This window comes from Janthinobacterium sp. 1_2014MBL_MicDiv (assembly GCF_001865675.1).
Taxonomy (GTDB): domain Bacteria; phylum Pseudomonadota; class Gammaproteobacteria; order Burkholderiales; family Burkholderiaceae_D; genus Janthinobacterium.
Genome location: NZ_CP011319.1, coordinates 1,597,699 through 1,615,030, shown reverse-complemented (window position 1 = coordinate 1,615,030; position 17,332 = coordinate 1,597,699). Strand labels below are relative to the sequence as shown.

General features: G+C 61.7%; 20 protein-coding genes and 1 tRNA gene. All 21 read right to left on the bottom strand.

The window, feature by feature from the left end; genetic code table 11:
- Window positions 1-8: 8 nt before the first annotated feature.
- The 21 genes from nuoK to YQ44_RS07095 all read right to left on the bottom strand — a co-directional run bounded on the left by nuoK (window position 9) and on the right by YQ44_RS07095 (window position 17,198).
- Complete coding sequence (gene nuoK / locus YQ44_RS07195) at window positions 9-317, bottom strand: NADH-quinone oxidoreductase subunit NuoK (protein WP_071322789.1); 309 nt, start codon at window positions 315-317, stop codon at window positions 9-11.
- The gene (locus YQ44_RS07190; RefSeq protein WP_071322788.1) at window positions 314-946 is read right to left on the bottom strand and encodes an NADH-quinone oxidoreductase subunit J; all 633 of its coding nucleotides are present in this window, start codon (window positions 944-946) and stop codon (window positions 314-316) included. Before YQ44_RS07190 ends, nuoK begins: the two co-directional genes overlap by 4 nt.
- A 66-nt stretch (window positions 947-1,012) precedes the next feature.
- Window positions 1,013-1,501: an NADH-quinone oxidoreductase subunit NuoI gene (gene nuoI, locus YQ44_RS07185; RefSeq protein ID WP_010399726.1), complete on the bottom strand. Its 489-nt coding sequence runs from the start codon at window positions 1,499-1,501 to the stop codon at window positions 1,013-1,015.
- A gap of 14 nt (window positions 1,502-1,515) precedes the next feature.
- The gene (gene nuoH, locus YQ44_RS07180; RefSeq protein ID WP_071322787.1) at window positions 1,516-2,598 is read right to left on the bottom strand and encodes an NADH-quinone oxidoreductase subunit NuoH; all 1,083 of its coding nucleotides are present in this window, start codon (window positions 2,596-2,598) and stop codon (window positions 1,516-1,518) included.
- Window positions 2,598-4,931, bottom strand: coding sequence for an NADH-quinone oxidoreductase subunit NuoG (nuoG, locus tag YQ44_RS07175; protein WP_071322786.1), 2,334 nt, complete (start codon window positions 4,929-4,931; stop codon window positions 2,598-2,600). Before nuoG ends, nuoH begins: the two co-directional genes overlap by 1 nt.
- A 22-nt stretch (window positions 4,932-4,953) precedes the next feature.
- Window positions 4,954-6,249, bottom strand: a complete 1,296-nt coding sequence (nuoF, locus tag YQ44_RS07170; protein ID WP_010399729.1) for an NADH-quinone oxidoreductase subunit NuoF — start codon at window positions 6,247-6,249, stop codon at window positions 4,954-4,956.
- Window positions 6,246-6,725 carry an NADH-quinone oxidoreductase subunit NuoE gene (gene nuoE / locus YQ44_RS07165; RefSeq protein WP_034779513.1) on the bottom strand — a complete coding sequence of 160 codons (480 nt, stop codon included), beginning with the start codon at window positions 6,723-6,725 and terminating at the stop codon, window positions 6,246-6,248. Before nuoE ends, nuoF begins: the two co-directional genes overlap by 4 nt.
- Window positions 6,726-6,737: 12 nt before the next feature.
- On the bottom strand, window positions 6,738-7,991 hold the full coding sequence (locus YQ44_RS07160) for an NADH-quinone oxidoreductase subunit D (protein ID WP_010399731.1): 1,254 nt from the start codon (window positions 7,989-7,991) through the stop codon (window positions 6,738-6,740).
- A complete protein-coding gene (locus YQ44_RS07155) occupies window positions 7,991-8,584 on the bottom strand; it encodes an NADH-quinone oxidoreductase subunit C (protein WP_071322785.1) in 594 nt (197 codons plus the stop codon). Before YQ44_RS07155 ends, YQ44_RS07160 begins: the two co-directional genes overlap by 1 nt.
- 17 nt (window positions 8,585-8,601) lie before the next feature.
- Window positions 8,602-9,078: a NuoB/complex I 20 kDa subunit family protein gene (locus YQ44_RS07150; protein WP_010399733.1), complete on the bottom strand. Its 477-nt coding sequence runs from the start codon at window positions 9,076-9,078 to the stop codon at window positions 8,602-8,604.
- Window positions 9,079-9,081: 3 nt separating this feature from the next.
- Window positions 9,082-9,441 carry an NADH-quinone oxidoreductase subunit A gene (locus YQ44_RS07145; RefSeq protein WP_071326314.1) on the bottom strand — a complete coding sequence of 120 codons (360 nt, stop codon included), beginning with the start codon at window positions 9,439-9,441 and terminating at the stop codon, window positions 9,082-9,084.
- A 177-nt stretch (window positions 9,442-9,618) separates the two neighbouring features.
- A tRNA-Leu gene (locus tag YQ44_RS07140) sits at window positions 9,619-9,703 on the bottom strand.
- 191 nt (window positions 9,704-9,894) lie between these two features.
- On the bottom strand, window positions 9,895-10,296 hold the full coding sequence (secG, locus tag YQ44_RS07135; RefSeq protein ID WP_035820525.1) for a preprotein translocase subunit SecG: 402 nt from the start codon (window positions 10,294-10,296) through the stop codon (window positions 9,895-9,897).
- A 28-nt stretch (window positions 10,297-10,324) separates the two neighbouring features.
- Window positions 10,325-11,074 carry a triose-phosphate isomerase gene (tpiA, locus tag YQ44_RS07130; RefSeq protein ID WP_083411685.1) on the bottom strand — a complete coding sequence of 250 codons (750 nt, stop codon included), beginning with the start codon at window positions 11,072-11,074 and terminating at the stop codon, window positions 10,325-10,327.
- Window positions 11,075-11,146: 72 nt separating this feature from the next.
- Window positions 11,147-12,127 carry an NAD(P)H-quinone oxidoreductase gene (locus YQ44_RS07125; RefSeq protein WP_071322783.1) on the bottom strand — a complete coding sequence of 327 codons (981 nt, stop codon included), beginning with the start codon at window positions 12,125-12,127 and terminating at the stop codon, window positions 11,147-11,149.
- A gap of 83 nt (window positions 12,128-12,210) precedes the next feature.
- The gene (locus tag YQ44_RS07120; RefSeq protein ID WP_071322782.1) at window positions 12,211-12,819 is read right to left on the bottom strand and encodes a tetratricopeptide repeat protein; all 609 of its coding nucleotides are present in this window, start codon (window positions 12,817-12,819) and stop codon (window positions 12,211-12,213) included.
- Between the two features lie 64 nt (window positions 12,820-12,883).
- On the bottom strand, window positions 12,884-13,645 hold the full coding sequence (locus YQ44_RS07115; protein ID WP_071326313.1) for a GIN domain-containing protein: 762 nt from the start codon (window positions 13,643-13,645) through the stop codon (window positions 12,884-12,886).
- Window positions 13,646-13,768: 123 nt separating this feature from the next.
- On the bottom strand, window positions 13,769-13,978 hold the full coding sequence (locus tag YQ44_RS07110) for a hypothetical protein (protein ID WP_071322781.1): 210 nt from the start codon (window positions 13,976-13,978) through the stop codon (window positions 13,769-13,771).
- A 151-nt stretch (window positions 13,979-14,129) separates the two neighbouring features.
- The gene (locus YQ44_RS07105) at window positions 14,130-16,076 is read right to left on the bottom strand and encodes a methyl-accepting chemotaxis protein (RefSeq protein ID WP_071322780.1); all 1,947 of its coding nucleotides are present in this window, start codon (window positions 16,074-16,076) and stop codon (window positions 14,130-14,132) included.
- A gap of 120 nt (window positions 16,077-16,196) precedes the next feature.
- Window positions 16,197-16,493 (bottom strand): hypothetical protein, encoded by a 297-nt coding sequence (locus tag YQ44_RS07100; RefSeq protein WP_071322779.1) that lies wholly within the window; start codon window positions 16,491-16,493, stop codon window positions 16,197-16,199.
- A gap of 9 nt (window positions 16,494-16,502) precedes the next feature.
- Window positions 16,503-17,198 (bottom strand): hypothetical protein, encoded by a 696-nt coding sequence (locus YQ44_RS07095; protein WP_071322778.1) that lies wholly within the window; start codon window positions 17,196-17,198, stop codon window positions 16,503-16,505.
- Between the last annotated feature and the right edge of the window lie 134 nt (window positions 17,199-17,332).

Here is a 17,332-nt window from a genome sequence, read left to right as displayed (position 1 = left end):
GAAAAACATCAGCCTTTGAGGCTGTCCAGGTCTTCGACGTTGATGGTATCCAGATTACGGAACATCACCACCAGAATAGCCAGACCGATAGCCGACTCAGCGGCGGCAACCGTCAGGATGAAGAAAACGAAGATCTGACCGGCCGCGTCGCCCAGGTAATGGGAAAACGCGATGAAATTCATATTCACCGCCAGCAGCATCAATTCGATTGCCATCAGCAATACGATGATGTTCTTGCGGTTCAGGAAAATCCCGACGATCGAGATTGCGAACAGGATCGCGCCCAGGACCAAAAAATGTGTGAGCGATAATGTCATGGTGCCTCCTTAACTTCCGGCTCAGCCGCAGGACGCTCGACGACCGCGTCCATCTTGATGATCTTCAGACGGTCGTTGCGCTTGACGCGCACGGCATCGCCCGGAGCAAAATGCTTGGTGTCCTTGCGTTTGCGCAGGGTCAATGCGACGGCGGCAACGATGGCCACCAGCAGCACGACGGCGGCGATTTCAAAGGCAAACACATATTTCGTGTAGATCAGCATGCCCAGTTCCTTGGTGCCGCCCAGGTTGGCGCCAGCCAGTGCCACGCGCGGCTCGAACTCGAGGAAACCACGCCACAGCACGGCAGCCATTTCCAGCACGATGATCACGCCGACCGTGGCGGCCAATGGCAGATAGCCCCAGAAGCCTTCGCGCATGCGGTCGATATTGATATCGAGCATCATGACGACGAAGAGGAACAGCACCATCACGGCGCCGACATACACCAATACCAGCACGATGGCCAGGAATTCAGCTTGCAGCAGCATCCAGATGCCCGCTGCGGAAAAGAAGGACAGTACCAGGAACAGTACCGCGTGGACCGGATTACGGGCCGTGATGACGCGCGTCGCCGCTATGATCAGAATCAGCGAGAAGGCGTAAAACAAAATTGTTTTAAAGTCCATAAAAAACCCAATAGACGTACAGATGAACGAGGGGCGCGCCGCAGCTTGTCAGCTGCGGCGCATCCATCAGCGATAAGGTGCGTCGGCGGCGCGCGCAGCGGCGATGTCATTTTCATAACGATCGCCTACGGCCAGCAACATCTCTTTCGTGTAATACAAATCCCCGCGTTTCTCGCCGTGGTATTCCAGGATTTGCGTCTCGACGATCGAATCGACCGGGCAGGACTCTTCGCAGAAACCGCAGAAGATGCACTTGGTCAAGTCGATATCGTAGCGCGTGGTGCGGCGCGAACCGTCGTCACGCTGCTCCGATTCGATCGTGATGGCCATCGCCGGGCAAACCGCTTCGCACAGTTTGCAGGCGATGCAACGTTCCTCGCCGTTCGGGTAGCGGCGCAGCGCGTGCAAGCCACGGAAACGCGGCGAGATCGGTGTCTTCTCTTCCGGGAATTGCACCGTGATCTTGCGCGAAAACATGTACTTGCCTGTCAGCGCCATGCCCTTGATCAGCTCACCTAACAACAGGCTGCTGAAGAAATCTTTTACCTTATCCATTCGTATGCACTCTCTTACTTCCAAATATTCCAGGATGTCTGCATCCAGGCAGCGACGAAGACCAGGTAGACCAGCGTCAACGGGATAAACACTTTCCAACCGAGGCGCATGATCTGGTCATAACGATAGCGAGGGAAAGTACCGCGCACCCAGATGAACACCGACACGATGAAGAAGGTTTTTGCAAACAGCCAGAAGAAGCCGCCGAAACCGCCCCAGAATTCGAGGAAGGCAAACGGTGCGGACCAGCCGCCGAGGAACATGATCGAAGCCAGGGCGCCGATCAGGATCATGTTGGCGTATTCGGCCAGCATGAACATGGCGTAGGCCATGCCCGAGTATTCGACCATGTGGCCGGCCACGATTTCCGACTCGCCTTCGACGACGTCGAACGGGTGACGGTTGGCTTCAGCCAGGCCCGACACCAGGTAGATGACGAACATCGGCAGCAGCGGCAGCCAGTTCCACGACATGAAGTTCACGCCCTTGTCGGCGAAGTAGCCGATTTGCTGGCCGCCGACGATGTCGATGAAGTTCAGGCTGCCCGAGACCATCAGCACGATGACCATCACGAAGCCCATCGGGATTTCATACGAAATCATCTGTGCCGAAGCGCGCATGGCGCCCATGAACGAGTACTTCGAGTTCGAAGCCCAGCCGGCGATGATGATGCCGTAGACTTCCATCGAGGTAATCGCCAGCAGCAGCAGCAAGCCCGCGTTGACGTTGGCCAGCACGGCTTCCGGACCGAACGGCACGACCGACCAGGCGGCCAGGGCCGGCATGATGGTCATGATCGGGCCGATCACGAACAGGCCTTTGGCGGCCTTGGACGGGATGATGATCTCTTTGAACAGCAGTTTCAGCGCATCGGCGATCGGTTGCAGCAAGCCCAGCGGGCCCACGCGGTTCGGGCCCACGCGGATCTGGATCCAGCCGATCAGCTTGCGCTCCCACAGGGTGGCGTAAGCAACCAGGCCCATCAGCGGCAACAGCACGCACAGGATCTTGATCAAGGTCCAGAAGAAAGGCCAGCTGCCGCCCAGCAAATCCTGGCCGGTAGTGTTGATGACGTTTACAAATTCAGGCAGAGCCATCAGATTTTCCCCTCTGCTGTTTCAACTGTGATGTCACCGAACATGCCGCCCAGGCCAGCCGTCGAGGCATGCGCCGCCGACACCTTGACCACATTGGCTGGCAGGCCGGCATGAATTGCCGCCACCAGGATGGCGCTGCCGGAGCCTTGCGCTACCTTGACCTTGTCGCCCGCCTTGACGCCCAGCTTCTCAGCCAGTGCCAGGGACAGGTGCGCTTGCGGCGCGGCGCCGTCGACCGTGCGCAGCAGCGGTTCGGAGCGGCGTACCAGCGCGTCGGCGAAGTAGATCGGCACGTCGGCGATGCGTTGCAGCGCCGGCGATGCCGGTGCGTAGACGGCCGCTTCCGGCGCGTTCTTGGCGATGTTGTTCAGCTGTGCCGACAAGTCGGTCACGCCGGCGCCAAACGCTTCGTCGCGGATCGCTTCGGAAGTGTCGTAGTCGAAACCGGCCAGGCCCAGGATGTTGCCCAGAACGCGCAGCACTTTCCAGGCTGGACGGGTTTCCGCCAGCGGTTTCACGGTGCCGTTGAAGCTTTGCGCGCGGCCTTCGCAGTTGACGAAGGTGCCCGAGGTTTCGGCGAACGGCGCGATCGGCAGCAAGACATCGGCGTAATCCATGCCGTGCTTGAAGGCCGACATCGCCACGACCATCTCGGCCTTGTCCAGCGCGGCGCGGGCCGCTTGCGGATTGGCGGCGTCGAGTTCCGGCTCGGCGTGCAGCAGCACGTAGGCTTTCTTCGGCGCGGCGAACGCGGCTTGCACGTTGGCGCGCGGCTTGGCGACCAGGTGCGCGCCTACCGTGTTGGCCGCTTCCGTCAGGTAGCCCAGCTTGGCGCCCGTCTGTTCGGCGATCCATTGCGCGGCAGCATGCAGTTGCGACGCTTGCGGGTGTTGCGTTGCGGCGTTACCCAGCAGCACGGCGCCGTTGTCGCCGGCCATCAGGCTGGCGGCAATCGCAACGGCCACGTCCGAAGCGGCAATCGCTTCGAAACCGGCTGGCGCGGCGATTTCTTTCGCTTTGGCAACAGCGACGACCACTTCCGACAAGGCTGCCAGCCAGTCGCTCGGCGCGACGATCATCTTGTTGGCGATGGTGATCAGCTGATCATCGTCGGACGCGTGCAGGATCGACAGCTTGGCGCCGCCCTTGACGGATGCGCGCAAACGCGTTGCCAGCAATGGGTGGTCCTTGCGCAGGAACGAGCCGATGACGAAGGCGCGCTTGATCTGGCCAAATTCGTTGATCGGCATGCCCAGCCATGGCTTCACGCCGGCGTCCAGCGCGAAGTCGGTCTGGCGCAGGCGGAAGTCGACGTTCTCGCTGCCGAGACCGTGAACCACTTTTTGCAGCAAAACCAGCTCTTCGACGGTCGAATGCGGCGTTGCCAGCGCGGCAATGGCGTCGGCGCCATGCTCGTGCTTGATATTTTTCAAACCGTGCGCCACGTATTCCAGCGCCGTCTGCCAATCGACTTCCTTCCACTCGTTGCCCTGCTTCAGCATCGGGGTGGTCAGGCGTTCGGCGCTGTCCAGCGCTTCGTACGAGAAACGGTCCTTGTCCGAGATCCAGCACTCGTTGACGGCTTCGTTTTCCAGCGGCAATACGCGCTTGACCTTGCCAGCTTTCACTTGCACGATCAGGTTCGCGCCCAGGCCGTCATGCGGGCTGACCGATTTGCGGCGCGACAGTTCCCACGTACGGGCGCTGTAGCGGAACGGCTTCGACGTCAGTGCGCCAACCGGGCACAGGTCGATCATGTTGCCCGACAGTTCGGAATCGACCGACTGGCCGACAAACGACACGATTTCCGAGTGTTCGCCGCGGCCGATCATGCCCAGCTCCATCACGCCGGCCACTTCCTGGCCAAAACGCACGCAGCGGGTGCACTGGATGCAGCGCGACATTTCTTGCATGGAAACCAGCGGACCGGCTTCCTTCGGCTGTACCACGCGCTTGTCTTCCTTGTAGCGCGATTCGCCCTTGCCGTAGCCCACTGCCAAGTCTTGCAACTGGCATTCGCCGCCCTGATCGCAGATAGGGCAATCGAGCGGGTGGTTAATCAGCAAGAATTCCATGACCGACTTTTGCGCCTGCACAGCTTTGTCGCTGGCGGAGCGCACGATCATGCCGGCACTGACCGGGGTCGCACAAGCGGGCAAAGGCTTGGGCGCCTTTTCCACTTCGACCAGGCACATGCGGCAGTTCGCTGCGATCGACAATTTCTTGTGATAGCAGAAGTGCGGAATGTAGGTTCCCAATTTGTTGGCGGCGTCCATCACCATGCTACCAGCAGGGACTTCGACTTTTTTGCCGTCTATTTCGATTTCAACCATGGTGATCGTTACCTGACGCAGCTTAGATATATGCGGGCACTAGGCAATGCTTGTGCTCGATATGATATTCAAATTCTTCACGGAAATTCTTAATGAAGGCCCGTACCGGCATGGCAGCCGCATCGCCCAGCGCGCAAATGGTGCGGCCCTGGATGTTGTCGGCGATCGAGTTGAGCATGTCCAGGTCGTCTGGACGACCCTGCCCCTGCTCGATGCGATGCACCATGCGGTACATCCAGCCTGTGCCTTCACGGCAAGGCGTACACTGGCCGCACGATTCTTCAAAGTAGAAGTAGGACAGGCGTTCCAGCGCCTTTACCATGCAGCGTGTTTCGTCCATCACGATGACGGCGCCCGAACCGAGCATCGAACCGGCTTTCGCGATCGAGTCGTAGTCCAGGTCGGTCTGCATCATGATGTCGCCGCGGATCACCGGAGCGGACGAACCGCCAGGGATCACGGCCTTGATCTTTTTGCCACCGCGCATGCCGCCCGCCAGTTCCAGCAGGGTCGCAAACGGGGTGCCGAGCGGCACTTCATAGTTGCCCGGTTTTTCCACGTCGCCCGAGATCGAGAAGATCTTCGAACCGCCGTTGTTCGGCTTGCCCATGGCCAGGTATTTCTCTGGACCGATGTTCAGCACGAATGGCACGGCCGCGAAGGTTTCCGTGTTGTTGATCGTCGTCGGCTTGCCGTACAGGCCAAACGAGGCAGGGAAAGGCGGCTTGAAGCGCGGCTGGCCTTTCTTGCCTTCCAGCGACTCCAGCAGGGCCGTTTCTTCGCCGCAGATGTAGGCGCCATAACCATGGTGCGCGTGCAACTGGAACGAGAACTCGCTGCCCATGATCTTGTCACCCAGGAAGCCGGCGGCGCGCGCCTCTTCCAGCGCTTCTTCGAAACGCAGGTATTCCTGGAAGATTTCACCGTGGATATAGTTGTAGCCGACGGTGATGCCCATCGCATAAGCGCCAATGGCCATGCCTTCGATCAGCGCATGGGGATTGTAACGAATGATGTCGCGGTCCTTGAAAGTACCCGGTTCGCCTTCATCTGTATTGCAGACGAGGTATTTTTGACCCGGGAACTGGCGCGGCATGAAGCTCCACTTCAGGCCGGTAGGGAAACCCGCGCCGCCACGGCCGCGCAAGGACGAAGCCTTGAGGTCGGCGATGATCTGTTCCGGCGTGATCTTCTCTTCCAGGATACGCCGCAGGGCGCTATAGCCGCCGCGGTTCACATAATCTTGCAAATGCCAGTTCTTGCCATCCAGATCCTTCAGGATCAATGGATCGATATGGCGGTTGTGGAGTGACGTCATTTCTTGAGTTCCTCCAGCATGGCGTCGATTTTCTCGTTCGACATCCAGCTGCACATGGTTTTATTGCTGACCAGCAAGACAGGCGCATCGCCGCACGCACCCATGCACTCGCCTTCAACCAGGGTGAACTGGCCGTCAGGGGTGGTTTCGCGGAAATCGATGCCCAGCTTCTGCTTCAGGTAGTCTGCTGCGCGCACGCCGCCCGACAGGGCGCATGGCAGGTTGGTGCACACGGTGATCTTGTGCTTGCCCACAGGCTTGACGTTGTACATATTGTAGAACGTGGCCACTTCCTGCACGGCAATGGCCGGCATGCCGATGTAATCGGCCAGTTCCTTCATGGTTTCCGGCGCCAGCCAGCCCAGTTCATCCTGGGCATGGGCCAGCGCGGCCATGACGGCGGATTGACGCTGGTCGGCCGGGTACTTGGCCAGCTCGCGGTCAATTTTCTTATAGCATTGCTCTGATAACAACATACTTTTTGCCTCTTAGCGGTCAATACTGCCGAACACGATATCTTGCGTACCGATGATGGTCACGGCGTCGGCAAGCATGTGCCCACGCGCCATCTCATCGAGCGACTGCAAGTGGGCGTAGTCTGGCGCGCGCAGTTTCATGCGGTACGGCTTGTTGGCGCCATCGGACACCAGGTACACGCCGAACTCGCCCTTCGGATGTTCCACGGCGCTGTAGGCCTCGCCTGGCGGCACGTGGAAACCTTCCGTAAACAGCTTGAAGTGGTGAATCAGCGATTCCATGTTGGTCTTCATGTCGACGCGGCCCGGAGGCGCCACCTTGCGGTTGCTGGTCATGACAGGACCTTCATTGTTGCGCAGCCACTCCACGCATTGCTTGATGATGCGGTTCGACTGGCGCAGCTCTTCCACGCGGACCAGGTAGCGGTCGTAGCAATCGCCGTTGGTGCCGATAGGAATGTCGAAATCCATCAAGTCGTACACTTCGTACGGCTGTTTCTTGCGCAAGTCCCACTGCACGCCGGAGCCGCGCAGCATGGCGCCCGTAAAGCCCATGGCCAGCGCATCTTCGGGCGAGACCACGCCGATGCCGACGGTACGCTGTTTCCAGATACGGTTGTCGGTCAACAAGGTTTCGTACTCGTCCACCGAGTTCGGGAAACGGCGCGCGAAGTCTTCGATGAAGTCCAGCAGGGAACCCTGGCGGTTTTCATTCAGCTTGGAAATCGCTTTTGCGTTGCGGATGATCGAGGCCTTGTGCTGCGGCATCGCGTCCGGCAGGTCGCGGTAGACGCCGCCCGGACGGTAGTAGGCCGCGTGCATGCGTGCGCCCGATACGGCCTCGTAGGCGTCGAACAAGTCTTCGCGGTCGCGGAAGCAATACAGGAACGGGCCCATGGCGCCGACGTCGAGCGCATGGGTGCCGAGCCACATCAGGTGGTTCAGGATGCGCGTCATCTCGTCGAACATGACGCGGATGTATTGCGCGCGCAGCGGCACTTCCAGGCCCAGCATCTTTTCGATGGCCATCACGTACGCATGTTCATTGCACATCATCGACACATAGTCGAGACGGTCCATGTACGGCACGGATTGCAGGTAGGTCTTCTGTTCGGCCAGCTTTTCGGTGGCGCGGTGCAGCAGGCCGATATGCGGGTCGGCACGCTGGATGACTTCGCCATCCATCTCCAGCACCAGGCGCAGCACACCGTGCGCGGCCGGATGCTGCGGCCCAAAGTTCAGGGTGTAGTTCTTAATCTCAGCCATTATTTCATCCCGTAATGTTCTTCGCGGATCACGCGCGGCACGTTTTCCCGCGGCTCGATCGTCACGGGCTGGTAAATCACGCGCCTCTGTTCCGGGTCGTAACGCATCTCGACATAGCCGGAGACGGGGAAGTCCTTGCGGAACGGATGGCCGATGAAACCGTAGTCGGTCAGCAGGCGGCGCAAGTCGTTGTGGCCTTCGAAGAGGATGCCCAGCAGGTCGAACGCTTCGCGCTCGTACCAGTTGACCGCGCGCCAGATGCCGACCACGGAGGGCAGCAGCGGCATGTCGTCGTCCGGCGCGAACACGCGCACGCGCACGCGCCAGTTGTGCTTGACCGACAGCAAGTGCGAAACGGCCGCGTAACGCAAGCCATCCCAGCTACCATCGCCGTAGGTCGAGTAGTCGACGCCGCACAGATCGATCAATTGTTCGAAATGCAGGGTCGGATCGTCGCGCAAGGTCTGCATCACGGCCAGGTAGTCCTCGGCCTTGACGACCAGAGTGACCTCGCCCAGCGTGACGGTCGTGCTAACGCGTTCGCCCAGGGCAGTGCCGAGGGCGTTTTGCAAAACTTCTAAATGTGTTGTCATAATCTGAAGCGGCCCGGTTAGCGTGCGATCGTGCTGGTACGCTTGATCTTGTTCTGCAACTGCATGATGCCGTACAGCAAGGCTTCAGCGGTCGGAGGACAGCCAGGCACATACACGTCGACGGGCACGATGCGGTCGCAACCGCGCACCACGGAGTAGGAGTAATGGTAGTACCCGCCGCCATTGGCGCAGGAACCCATCGAGATGACCCAGCGCGGCTCGGCCATCTGGTCGTAGACCTTGCGCAGTGCCGGCGCCATCTTGTTGCACAGGGTACCGGCAACGATCATGACGTCGGACTGACGCGGCGACGGACGGAACACGACGCCGAAACGGTCCATATCGTAGCGGGCTGCGCCCACATGCATCATTTCGACCGCACAGCAGGCCAGACCGAACGTCATCGGGAACATAGACCCGGTGCGCGCCCAGTTGATCAGCTTGTCGGCCGAGGTGGTGATGAAACCTTCGCTTAATACGCCTTCAATAGCCATGGCTTATTCCCAGTCAAGGGCACCTTTCTTCCAAATGTACCAAAATCCGACCACGAATTCAGCGATGAACACCATCATCGTGACGAAACCGGCCCAGCCCAGGTCGCGCATTGCAACGCCCCATGGGAAAAAGAATGCCGTTTCCAGATCGAACAAAATAAACAGGATTGCGACCAGATAGTAGCGCACATCAAATTTCATGCGCGCGTCTTCGAATGCTTCAAAGCCACATTCGTACGGGGAGAGTTTTGCTGCGTCAGGCTTGTTAGGACCTAACAGGCGCCCCAAGAGCTGGGGAGCGATGCCGACACCGAGGCCGACAAGAATAAACAGCAGGACGGGGAAGTAATTTTCGAGGTTCACGATTGATGAGCTTATATTGAACGATCGGTTAAATGAGGACGCTGCGATCATTTGCAGCGTATCTAACGCACGACCCCAATCAAAGCTAAGACCAGGATCGAACGACACATCCTCGTAAAAAAAGCCAGCAACTTTGTACGAGCCATGGCTCGTGCGCCGTTGCTGGCTTCTGATTTCTGGTGCCGACGACGAGACTCGAACTCGTACAGCTTGCGCCACTACCCCCTCAAGATAGCGTGTCTACCAATTTCACCACGTCGGCGGTAAGGCCCGTATTCTACTCTGCTTTGCCGCTAAAGTTAATGCACAAATGCATCAAAACACAGATAAAAACGATAAATTTTTACATCTTCCAGCGCGCCAGGGATTTTTCCTGCCGCACTGCTAAAACATTGAGCAACAATCTGCCCGTAATGAGAATTACTCTCGATGAGGTATCGAGCAACTGCAGAATTACTTCGGAATGGCACCGGCCGGGGTGCTGGCAACCGGAGCCGCCGCTGCCGGAGCGCTGGCCGCTGGCGCCGCAGGCACCGTGGTCGGGATCGCGCCCGCGCCGGTGACCGGCACTGGCTTGACGACTTTATCCATCACGCCGCCGCCCACCGTGGTGGCGCGCTGGTTGGCCATCAGCGACAGGGCCAGGGTGGCGCCGAAGAAGATCGCGGCGGCAACGCCCGTCGACTTCGACATGAAGTTCGACGAACCGGTCGCGCCAAACAGGCTGCCCGAGGCGCCCGAACCGAAGGCGGCGCCCATATCGGCGCCCTTGCCGTGCTGCAGCAACACCAGCGCGATAATCGACAATGCCGAAATAACCTGTACCACCACTACCAGATTGAACATCATGTTCATTGCAATTCCATTCTTAGTTTAAATTAATTCAATCGGCGGCGTGAATAATTGCCAGGAAATCCGCCGCCTTCAATGCTGCTCCACCGATCAGACCGCCATCGATATCCGGCATCGCCATCAATTCTTTTGCGTTCTCTGGCTTCATGCTGCCGCCGTACAAGATCTGCACGCCGGCGGCCGCTACCGCATTCTTTTCTGCCAGCTGGCCGCGCAGCACCAGATGCACGTCCTGCGCCATCTGCGGCGTGGCCGTCTTGCCCGTGCCGATGGCCCAGACTGGTTCATACGCCAGCACCAGCCTGGCCACGTCGTCGGCGCCAATCGCCGCCAGCACGGCGCCCAGCTGCTGCGCCACGACCGCGTCGGTCTGGCCCGCTTCACGCTGCGCCAGCGTTTCGCCGATGCAGACGATAGGCGTGATGCCTGCCGCCAGCGCGGCGACCGTCTTGGCCGCGACCTGCGCATCGCTCTCGCCATGGTAGGCGCGGCGCTCGGAATGCCCGATCACCACATAGCTGCAGCCAAAATCCTGCAGCATGGCGGTCGAGATTTCGCCCGTGTAGGCGCCGCCGGCGTGGGCGGAAACATCCTGCCCACCCCATGCAAGAGCCGAGCCTGCCAATTGCGCCTGGCACTGCGCCAGGTACGGTGCAGGCACGCAGACGGCGCTGGCGGCGCCAGAGGCAGCCAGGCCAGCGACTATTTCAGACAATAACACCGCGTTCGAGGTGCGACTGCCGTTCATTTTCCAATTTCCGACGACGAGTTTGCGACGCATAGTAGCCTAAATTCTAATAACCCGTCATTCTAACTCCAGCACCGATGCCGGTCAAACAGGCAGTGGCCCGTTTCAGGCAACTTGCAACATGATCTTGCCCACGTGCGTGCTCGCTTCCATCAGCGCATGCGCCTCGTTGGCTTTTTCCAGTGGGAACGTTTGATAGATCACGGGCTTGATCTTGCCCGCCTCGATCAGCGGCCAGACGGTCGTGCGCAGGTGGTTTGCGATGGCCGCCTTGAAGGCGACCGAACGGGGACGCAGGGTGGAACCCGTCACCGTCAGGCGGCGGCGCAGCAAGCTACCCAGGTCCAGTTCCGCCTTGGTGCCGCCCTGCACGGCAATCAGGCCGATGCGGCCATCGTCGGCCAGGCAATCGATTTCGCGCGGCAGGTAGTCACCGCCCACCATGTCGAGGATGACGTCGACGCCCTTGCCACCGGTCAACTCCTTGACGACGGCAACGAAATCTTCCGTGCGGTAATTGATGCCACGTTCGGCGCCCAGCGCTTCGCAGGCGCGCGCCTTGTCGTCGCTGCCCGCCGTGGCGAAGACGCGGTGGCCGAGCGCGGCCGCCAGCTGGATGGCCGTCACGCCGATGCCCGACGTGCCGCCCTGCACCAACAGCGTTTCGCCATCGGCCAGCGCGCAGCGGTCGAAGACATTGCTCCAGACGGTAAAGAAGTTTTCCGGCAGGGACGCGCCTTCCAGCGCCGTCAAGCCTTGCGGCAAGGGCAGGCACTGGCCGGCGGGCGCGGCACAGTATTCGGCATAGCCGCCGCCCTGCACCAGCGCGCAGACCAGGTCACCCTTCTTGAATGCGGTGCTGCTGAAATCGCCATCGACGACTTCACCCGCCACTTCCAGGCCCGGCAAGTCCGACGCGCCGGCAGGCGGCGCGTATTTTCCCAGGCGCTGCAGCACGTCGGGACGGTTGATGCCGGCCGCGTGCACCTTGATCAGCAGCTCGCCCGTCTTGAACACGGGCATGGGACGCTCGGCAACTTGCAAAACGTCGGCGGGACCGGGCTGGCTGATGGCAACTGCACGCATGGCGGGACTCTCTGAAAGGGGAAACGGCGATTGTACGCCAAGCCGCCAGCCCTTGCAGAGGCCCCCTCGATGTGCCCCGCCCCTTACGCGCCGCCCGTCTTCGATTGCCGCGGCAGCGGCGTGCCCGGCTTCCATTTCGCCGACAGGGCCTGGCCTTCCTCGACTTGCTCATGCGTCATCTTGCGCACGACAGCGGCGCGCTGGTCGGCCGCGTTGGCATTGCCGTTGGCGGCCGCCAGGTTCCACAGCATGTAGGCGATGACGTTATCCTGCTGCACGCCCCCCATGTGGTAGCGGTACATCAGGCCCAGCACCTGCTGCGCCTCGGCGTGGTTTTGCTCGGCCGCCTTGCGGAACCAGCCCACGGCCTGCTTGTGGTCCTGCAGCACGGCATTGCCCGTGTAATACATGGCGCCCACCACGTACTGGGCGTCGGCCTTGCCCTGCTCGGCCGCCTTGCGGTGCCAGAACATGGCTTGCTTGTAATCCTGCGGCAAGCCCCGTCCCATGTAATACATCAGGCCCAGCAAATGCTGGGCATCGGCATTGCCGGTCCTGGCCAGCGGCAGGATTTCCTTGTAGGCCAGCGCGTAATTCTTGTTGTTGTAAGCGCTGGCGCCCTCGCTGAAGCCGGCCCGCGCGGGCAGCTGTATGGCGCACAGTATGAGTAGTGTAATGATCAGTTTTTTCATCGGAATGGGATGTGGTCTGACTGTTTTCTCTTGTCCTGCCAAGAACACTTGCGGCAGGATGCTTTCACTTCCAGCTAACTTTGCCCAGGCCCTCGACGCTGACATCGCGGTTGGCCGGCTTGCCGTACACCACCACCGAACCGAGTCCGCTCAGGTTCAGCTTGGCATTCGTATGCGCATTGACTGTCGCGTTGCCCAGTCCGCTCAATTCGAGGTTGACGGCATCCGCCTCGAACTGCTGCGCGTTCAGGCTGCCCAGGCCGCCCAGGGTGGCCTTCAGCACGCGTCCGCGCCCGCCCAGCACGACGGAACCGGCGCCCTGCAAGTCCAGCTCCGCCCGCTCATTGTTGCCGATCCAGAGCTGCATGCTGCCCACGCCGCCGAGGCTGGCATTGAGCTTGCGGTAGTCGCCCACCAGCTTGATGCTGCCCGCCCCCTCCAGCGACAGGGTCAGTTCCTCGCCCGTGAAACCCGTGATGTCGGTGCTGCCAAAGCCTTCCGAGCTCAGTTCGCGCAAGTTCGGCAAGACCAGGTCGGCACGTATCGAGGCGGGATTGATCTTGAAGCCGCGCACTTCCGTTTCGATATGCAGGGTGTCGCCGCTTTGCGCCGTGCTGATGTCGGCGATATAGCGCTTGTCGGCCGTGATGCTCAGCGAGGGCACATTGCCCTGGCGAATGCGCACTTCCATCACGCCATCGAGTTTCACGCGTACCACGCGGGCATCGACGGTGCGCATTTCCAGCAAGCGGGTCTCGGCGGCCACGCCGCGCACCAGACCCAGTGTTGCCAGGAACAGCAGCGCCAGTTGCAGTGTCTTTTTCATGTAATGCATCCTCGGTATCTTGTTTTTATCTGTCATGGCGCCCGCCGGGGGCGCCTGCATGGCCTCATGCCGTGCCACTGTAGCAGCGTGAAAAATGGCTGACAATGACTTTAACAGGTGCTCTTATGCAAAACGGGCTTTTTCCGCGGCGCTCAGGCGCTTGGCTTTCACCTGCACCACGTGCATGGCGACCTGGCCGGCCGGGGCGGCGCTGACGTGGCTGGAGCTGGCCACTTGCAGGGCCGGCGCGGCAGGGGCGACGGCGTAGCAGCTGGCGCCGAGCAGGATGGCGGCGGCAACGGCGATGACTTCCATGTTGTTAGCGATGTTCATGTTGTTCTCCTCGGGTGTCTGGCAGTGGGCTTGCGGTATGGTGTGACTATAGCCATACCGCCCCCGGCCGGCACGCCGATTGCGACGAACTGCGCTTTTGGCAGGCTGGCCTGACAAAAACGCGGATAAACGTCTGTTTCCAGCCGAGCGCTTAAAATTCTTCCCACTCGTCGGCGCCGGACTTGGCGGCCTTGGCCGCCCTGGCCGGCGGCAGCGCGCGGGCCGGCGCGCGCGGCGCCGGCGCGGCCGGCTTCGCCTTCAGGCGCGCCACGGGGGCTGGCGCCGCGCCGGCACCGGCATCGCCGAGACGGAACATGCCGACGGCCTGCGCCAGGTCCACGGCCTGCTCCTGCAAGCTTTCCGCGGCGGCCGCCGCCTGCTCGACGAGGGCCGCGTTTTGCTGCGTCATGGTATCCATGTGCGTGACGGCCGTGTTGATCTCGCCGATGCCGGCGCTCTGTTCGCGGCTGGCCACCGTGATCTCGCTCATGATGGCAGTCAATTGCTGCACCGAGGCCACCACCTGGTCCATGGTCTGGCCCGCCTCATCGACGAGCCTGCCGCCGGCGCCCACTTTCTCCACCGAGTCGCCGATCAGCTCCTTGATTTCCTTGGCAGCACCAGCCGAACGCTGCGCCAGGTTGCGCACCTCGGACGCCACCACGGCAAAGCCCCGGCCCTGCTCGCCCGCGCGCGCCGCCTCGACGGCCGCGTTCAGGGCCAGGATATTCGTCTGGAAGGCGATGCCGTCGATCACGCCGATGATGTCGACGATCTTGCGCGAGCTTTCCTGGATGCCGGCCATGGTGCCCACCACCTGCTGCACCACGCGGCCGCCCTTGGCCGCCACTTCGGAGGCGGACACGGCCAGCTCATTGGCCGCATGCGCGTTTTCCGCATTTTGCTTCACGGTCGAGGTCAGCTCATCCATCGAACTGGCCGTCTCTTCCAGCGCGCCCGCCTGCGCCTCCGTGCGCGACGACAGGTCGGCGTTGCCGGCGGCAATATCGGCCGACTCGCTGCGCACCAGGGTGCTGATGCTGCGGATCTGCACCAGCACGCTGGCGATCTTTTCCACGAACAGATTGAACGCCTTGGCGATCTGCGCCAGCTCATCCGTGCCTTGCGCATCGAGGCGGCTCGTCAAGTCGCCGTCGCCCGTGGCAATCGCTTCCATCGCGTCGCGCACCAGGCCCAGGCGGCGCAAGGCGCGCGCCACCAGCGCGCTCAGCACCGTGGCGGCCAGGGCCAGCACCAGCAAGGCCGTCATGGCCGAGGCGCGCAGCATGGAGCTCAGTGCCTGCGTCGCTTCCGCGCGGTCCAGCACGGTGGCCAGCAGCCAGTCGCTGCCTGGCACTTTACTTACGTGCAAGATACCGTCACGCTCGCCCAGGCGGATGGCGGCGCCCACGCCGCTCTGCTCAATACTGCCCAGCGCCTGCGGGCTGAGGCCGGCATCGAGTTCGGCCAGCGGCTTCAAGGTCAGCTTGCCGTCCGGATGGGCGATGATCTTGCCGCCGCCATCGACGAGGAAGGCGTAGCTGGCCGGCGTCGGCTTGATCGAGGCGACGTTTTGCACCACCGCATCCATCATCACATCGGCCGCCAGCACGCCCGTCATGCTGCCCTTGCCGCCCAGCGGTTCGGCGAATGTCACCACCAGCTTGCCCGTGCTGGCGCCGATATACGGCGGCGTGATGACGGGCTTGCCGGCCTCGGCCGCCTGCTTGTACCACGGACGCGCCGTGGGATCGTAGTCGGCCGCGCGCTGGCGCTCCTGCGAAAACACGGCGTGCTTGTCGGCAAAGCCGATATACGCCATGTCGAAGGTGCCGGCCTGCTCGGCCGCCTTCAGGGCCGGCAGCGGATCGGCGGCGGTGGCGCCCTGCTTGAGCGAAGCCACCACGGCCTGCTTGGAACGCAGCCATTCGGCGATCGCCTGCGCATGGCTGTGCGACAGCTGCAGCATCTGCGTGTCGAGCGCGGCCAGCGTACTGCTACGCGTGGTAAAGAAATTGGCGATGGCGACGGCCAGCATGGCCAGCACGACGATGGAAACGGCGATGGCGATCAGCCGCGCCTTAAGAGAGGACAACATGGTGCACCCGATAAGAAAGAGGAAAGGGGAAGGATGCGCCATGGTCGGGGAATAAGATTTTGTCGTCAAGCAATACCGACTCTCAATTACCCATAAACAACAATTGATACCATATATCAATCAAATGTCGCCGCGAAGCTTGCGCAGGGCCGGCGACTCGCCGCCCGTCGCCGCGATGCGAAAGCGCGCGAAGGCCTGTTCGAGGTCGGCATACCGGCGCAAGCCGCCTTCGCTGAACCAGCGCCCGCCGGGGATCTCTCCCCACTCGAGCGGCGTGGCCAGGCTGCCAGCCAGCGCCTGCGCCAGCAGCGGGGCCAGCGCAGCGCGCAGCGCCTCCACCTCCGCATCGGCAGGCGCCAGGCGCGCCAGCAATTGATCGAGTTCGGCGGCAAGCACCTGCAAGCGCGACTGGTCCATATTCCCTCCTCAGTTCTTGATGGTGCCGATCAGCACGGGCGCCGACCACAGGCTTCGGTTGGGCAACAAGTACTGCTGCGCCCCGCCCTTGCGCCGCACCAGGCCGCCCAGCTCCTGCGTCGGCGCCACTTCGCTGATGAACACGTTGACGGTGCCCTTGGGCATGATTTGATACACATCATACAGCGGTGCTTCGCTCTTCAAGGGCAAGCCGAAGCAGTCCGCCAGGCTGGCGCAGCGGCCCGAAGCGAGCTGCAATTGCGCGCTGGTGGTGAAATACGGCGAATACGGCGATACGTTCTGGCCCTGCGGCACGATTTTCACGAGGGCGGCCGCCATCGGCTGCAAGGTCGGCACGGTGGCGCCGGAAGCGAGCTGCTCGAGCGCCCGCGCATAGATGGTTTCCGCCGGCGCCGCCGGGTCGGCCGCGCTCAGTTCGCGCAGGAACTGCCGCCCTTCCGCGCTGTCCAGGTAGGGATCGATGGCCTGGCGCTGCAAGCCCATCGTCTTGAAAGTGCTGAGGTCATTGATTTCGCGCGCATGCACGGCGCGCAAGGCGTCGATGTCCTGCGCCGGCATGGCCGGGGTGGCGGCCGCCAGCGGGATCGGCAGCGGCACCGGCGTCGGGTTGTCGTCGGCCTGCGCCCAGGCGCCGGGGGCAAGCGCGATCAGGACCGCGGCGGCCAGCCAGTAAGGTTTCAGCATGCTGCATCTCCTTGATAGTAGCGAACGGGGAAAGAACCGTACCGAATCTACAAGGAGCAAGACAGGCCAATGCGAGCTGCATCAAGGCCGGCGCGGATAGCCGCGCCGGCCAGTGCGCGCCTTCGATGCAGCGC

Excerpts from the sequence above, each read along its gene's own strand:
- YQ44_RS07105 (WP_071322780.1), bottom strand. The coding sequence starts at position 16,076 with ATGTTGTCCTCTCTTAAGGCGCGGCTGATCGCCATCGCCGTTTCCATC.
- YQ44_RS07100 (WP_071322779.1), bottom strand. The coding sequence starts at position 16,493 with ATGGACCAGTCGCGCTTGCAGGTGCTTGCCGCCGAACTCGATCAATTG.
- nuoI (WP_010399726.1), bottom strand. The coding sequence starts at position 1,501 with ATGGATAAGGTAAAAGATTTCTTCAGCAGCCTGTTGTTAGGTGAGCTG.
- YQ44_RS07095 (WP_071322778.1), bottom strand. The coding sequence starts at position 17,198 with ATGCTGAAACCTTACTGGCTGGCCGCCGCGGTCCTGATCGCGCTTGCC.
- secG (WP_035820525.1), bottom strand. The coding sequence starts at position 10,296 with ATGAACATGATGTTCAATCTGGTAGTGGTGGTACAGGTTATTTCGGCA.
- YQ44_RS07150 (WP_010399733.1), bottom strand. The coding sequence starts at position 9,078 with ATGGCTATTGAAGGCGTATTAAGCGAAGGTTTCATCACCACCTCGGCC.
- nuoE (WP_034779513.1), bottom strand. The coding sequence starts at position 6,725 with ATGTTGTTATCAGAGCAATGCTATAAGAAAATTGACCGCGAGCTGGCC.
- nuoF (WP_010399729.1), bottom strand. The coding sequence starts at position 6,249 with ATGACGTCACTCCACAACCGCCATATCGATCCATTGATCCTGAAGGAT.
- YQ44_RS07190 (WP_071322788.1), bottom strand. The coding sequence starts at position 946 with ATGGACTTTAAAACAATTTTGTTTTACGCCTTCTCGCTGATTCTGATC.
- nuoG (WP_071322786.1), bottom strand. The coding sequence starts at position 4,931 with ATGGTTGAAATCGAAATAGACGGCAAAAAAGTCGAAGTCCCTGCTGGT.
- YQ44_RS07120 (WP_071322782.1), bottom strand. The coding sequence starts at position 12,819 with ATGAAAAAACTGATCATTACACTACTCATACTGTGCGCCATACAGCTG.
- YQ44_RS07155 (WP_071322785.1), bottom strand. The coding sequence starts at position 8,584 with ATGACAACACATTTAGAAGTTTTGCAAAACGCCCTCGGCACTGCCCTG.
- YQ44_RS07125 (WP_071322783.1), bottom strand. The coding sequence starts at position 12,127 with ATGCGTGCAGTTGCCATCAGCCAGCCCGGTCCCGCCGACGTTTTGCAA.
- YQ44_RS07115 (WP_071326313.1), bottom strand. The coding sequence starts at position 13,645 with ATGAAAAAGACACTGCAACTGGCGCTGCTGTTCCTGGCAACACTGGGT.
- nuoK (WP_071322789.1), bottom strand. The coding sequence starts at position 317 with ATGACATTATCGCTCACACATTTTTTGGTCCTGGGCGCGATCCTGTTC.
- YQ44_RS07110 (WP_071322781.1), bottom strand. The coding sequence starts at position 13,978 with ATGAACATCGCTAACAACATGGAAGTCATCGCCGTTGCCGCCGCCATC.
- YQ44_RS07160 (WP_010399731.1), bottom strand. The coding sequence starts at position 7,991 with ATGGCTGAGATTAAGAACTACACCCTGAACTTTGGGCCGCAGCATCCG.
- nuoH (WP_071322787.1), bottom strand. The coding sequence starts at position 2,598 with ATGGCTCTGCCTGAATTTGTAAACGTCATCAACACTACCGGCCAGGAT.
- tpiA (WP_083411685.1), bottom strand. The coding sequence starts at position 11,074 with ATGCGTCGCAAACTCGTCGTCGGAAATTGGAAAATGAACGGCAGTCGC.